General features: G+C 49.7%; 4 protein-coding genes. All 4 read left to right on the forward strand.

The features are described 5' to 3' along the window. A partial coding sequence (locus tag PKX57_RS11690) for a DUF4956 domain-containing protein (RefSeq protein WP_472417489.1) occupies positions 1 to 512 on the forward strand: 512 nt, incomplete at its 5' end. Positions 513 to 524: 12 nt separating this feature from the next. Further along, positions 525 to 2,207, forward strand: a complete 1,683-nt coding sequence (locus tag PKX57_RS11695; protein ID WP_472417491.1) for a CotH kinase family protein — start codon at positions 525 to 527, stop codon at positions 2,205 to 2,207. Positions 2,208 to 2,341: 134 nt separating this feature from the next. Further along, positions 2,342 to 2,851, forward strand: a complete 510-nt coding sequence (locus tag PKX57_RS11700) for a hypothetical protein (RefSeq protein WP_213922403.1) — start codon at positions 2,342 to 2,344, stop codon at positions 2,849 to 2,851. 126 nt (positions 2,852 to 2,977) lie between these two features. Next, positions 2,978 to 3,211, forward strand: a complete 234-nt coding sequence (locus PKX57_RS11705) for a flavodoxin domain-containing protein (RefSeq protein WP_470745911.1) — start codon at positions 2,978 to 2,980, stop codon at positions 3,209 to 3,211. Positions 3,212 to 3,339 lie beyond the last annotated feature (128 nt).

Here is a 3,339-nt window from a genome sequence, read left to right on the forward strand (position 1 = left end):
TCAACGTATCGCTGGTCATGATAGCCATGGTCACCTCCCTGGTAATAATGGCCGTAACGACCAACATCGTGCTTTCGCTTGGAATGGTGGGCGCTCTAAGCATCGTGAGGTTCAGAACCGCGATTAAAGACCCGATGGACATAGTCTTCATGTTCTGGGCGATCGCCGTGGGGATAGTCACGGGCGCCTCTTTCTATCTGCTCGCGGTCATGGGCTCGGTCATCATAGGCATAATCCTGCTTGTATTCGCCAACTTCAAGTCCCAGACGTCGCCCTACATACTTCTGCTGGACTACGTAAATTCAGAGGCCGAGAAGGCGATACTCGACAAGCTGAAGGACAAAGTCAAAAGGTACAATATAAAGTCGAAAACGGTCACGGCGGAAAACATCGAGCTTTCCGTGGAATTGCGCATCAAAAGCGGAGAAATCGATTTCGTCAATGAACTCAAATCTATCGACAGCGTATCGAACGCGGTTCTAATAAGTTACAACGGTGATTACGCTGCCTAGAGGGGCGATGATATGAAAAAGCTTTTAAAGGTGTCGGCACTAATGTTGCTTGGCTTATTGACGGTGGTCTTCTTCGGCGCCTTCGAGGGAGGTTCGCAGACTGTAAGAAATCCGACGGACGCCGTTCTTTTTCCTCACGACAGAGTTATAGACGTATATATAGAAGTTGACGAGGCCGAGCTCCAGAAGATGTTCGATCAGGCCCGTATGGAAGAATACATAATGTGCAACGTCGTTTACAACGGCTATCGCATAAAAAACGTCGGGATCAGACCCAAGGGCAACTCCTCGCTCATGCAGGCAGCGAATTCCACTTCGAACCGTTACAGCTTCAAGCTCGACTTCAACCACTATGTCAAAGGTCAAAACCTTTTCGGAATAACCAAGATAAACCTCAACAACGGTTTCTCAGACCCCTCGTTCATGAGAGAGTACCTGACGTACGAGATCTCGGAAATGCTCGGTCTCGAAACTCCGCGGACAACCTATATTGCGTTGCATATAAACAACCAGTACTTCGGGCTTTATCTGGGTGTCGAAAACATAGACGAAAACTTCGTACGCGATCACTTCGCTTACGGTTACGGAGATCTGTACAAACCGGAAGGCACCGGAGCCAATCTGGTGTACATAGACGACGACCCGCAGAGCTACCCCGGTCTGGCCCTTCAAACCAACGAGGAGACGAGCGACAGAATCTCTATAGTTGAGATGTTGAAGGTTTTACAGGAAGGGACGTACGAAGAACTTGAAAAAGTGCTGGACATAGACTCCTTTCTCAAGTATTACGCTCTTTGCGTAGCCGCCGGAAGCATGGATTCGATACTGGGCGGAATGAACCACAACTACTACCTCTATGACAGAGACGGTCAATTCGTGATGCTACCATGGGATTTCAACATGGCCTTCGGGGGATTCGGCGGCGACAGAGGAAGCGGCGGCAGCTTCTACATAGACACACCGGCCGTCAACATGGCCTCGCTCCCGATAGTCAACAGACTGCTCACCAGGGAGGAGTACCTGGAGAGATATCACGGCTATCTTCAGCTTATAATAGACGGCTATCTGAACGACGAATTCTTCGCAGAACGGGTTGAAGAAGTCGCTGCGATGATCGATCCTTACGTCAAGGACGATCCCACAGCGCTGTATTCGTACGAGCAATTCCTGGCTTCCTTCAACTCCACTGATGGCCGGAGCACGGGACTGATCGACTACAACAGCGCCAGAGTCGAAACGATCTTAAAACAACTGAGCGGGGAGATTCCCTCTAAAAGCGATGGATCCGACAGTACGGCGAGCTCTTTCTTCGAAAGAATGCCCATGGCCGGTAACGAAGGCTGGAACGTGCCGGCCAACGCGATGCCGGTGAGAGACAACAGGAACGCAGAGAATATCGATCCCCTCGAGATGCTTCCCGAAAGGGAGGAAAGAGTGCAGAACATGCAACCCCCAGATATGCAACCTCCTCAAGGAATGCCCGTCGATGCGGGCGGCATGGTCGAGGGGAGGGCAAACATGCAACCACCCTCTGAGATGCCCGATTTCGATATGGGAAACAGGGCGAGGGGAGAAGCCGAGCAAATCCCCGAAAAGTCCGACGATTTGACCCGGAGTGAAACTATAACGATATACGCCTCCATGCTCGCTCTGGGATTATCTATTACGATCCTAAAGTTGAAACGTAAAATCTAGAGTGAGGGACAACCCGGTTTTTCACTTTTCCAGACAAGAGGAGTGTTCCTGACTTCGGCGAGCGGAAAGAGGTTTCGAGGCTTCTGGCTCCGAAAAGGGAAGAAATGTTATACTAAGGCCGGGAGGTGAAAAAAATGAAGAAAGCGTTGCTTTTACTGATTCTCGTGGCTGTAGCCGTTTCGGCCTTCGGCTATACTTTCAACACCAACAACATAGGTGGGTCGATAGCGTATTTTCCGTTCATCCTTCAAACCTTCTCGGCCAGAGGGTATTATCACATAGGGTTCAAATTAGCCGATCCCTGGAGTGTCGGTCCGCTGGAATTCACCCAGATGATGCTTTATGCCGGTCCGACGGTCTCCTACAGCTCCGACTTGGGGGGAGCGAGTTTTGAATTTGGAATAAGTGGAAGGCTCTTCACGGGTATCGAGAATCTGTCCTTCCCCTTCTTTGGAAGGAAGTTCATGGTAGCCGTCGGATTGCGAGGCTCTTCAACGTACTCGTTTTCCAAAGGAAAGTTTTCTATGCCCCAGATATCTCCGGCTCTGAGCATCATCGACGTTACGAAGATGACCGACAGGCTCAATTACTCCCTGTACTTCTGGCCCCTGCCAGTATTGCTGGGTTTCGACGTTTACTTCTGATAGATTTGAAATAAAATAGTGAAGGCCCTTAACTGGGCCTTTTCTTCCTGGAGATACAGGATATTCAAATGATGATACAATTCCCTTTGAAGAATCCGGTTTTCTGGGGGAATTGTTTTGTCTAAAGTGGTTGTGCTATACAAATCCAAATACGGGAGCTGTGAAAAATACGCCAGATGGATTGCCGAAGATACCGGGGCGGATATTTCCGACATCTCTTCGTTCGATACTGAAAGGCTTGGCAACTACGATGTGGTTGTCTTCGGCGGGTCGCTTTATGCTGTGGGTATAATCGGTCTGTCGGTGATCGACTCACGAACGACGAGAAAGGCATGCTGGCATCGTACTCAGTGCCGGTGAACTGGACAAACAGGAAGAGCACAGCGCCGCTGGTAGAAAGTATAGAAGAATTCATCAAGAAGGGGCAGTGATCGTAAGTGAGAGTATTTTCAGTTCTTGCAAGTCCGAGAATCAAGGGAAACACCTCT

Origin of the sequence: Mesotoga sp. (assembly GCF_035363035.1) — a bacterium.
Lineage (GTDB): Bacteria > Thermotogota > Thermotogae > Petrotogales > Kosmotogaceae > Mesotoga.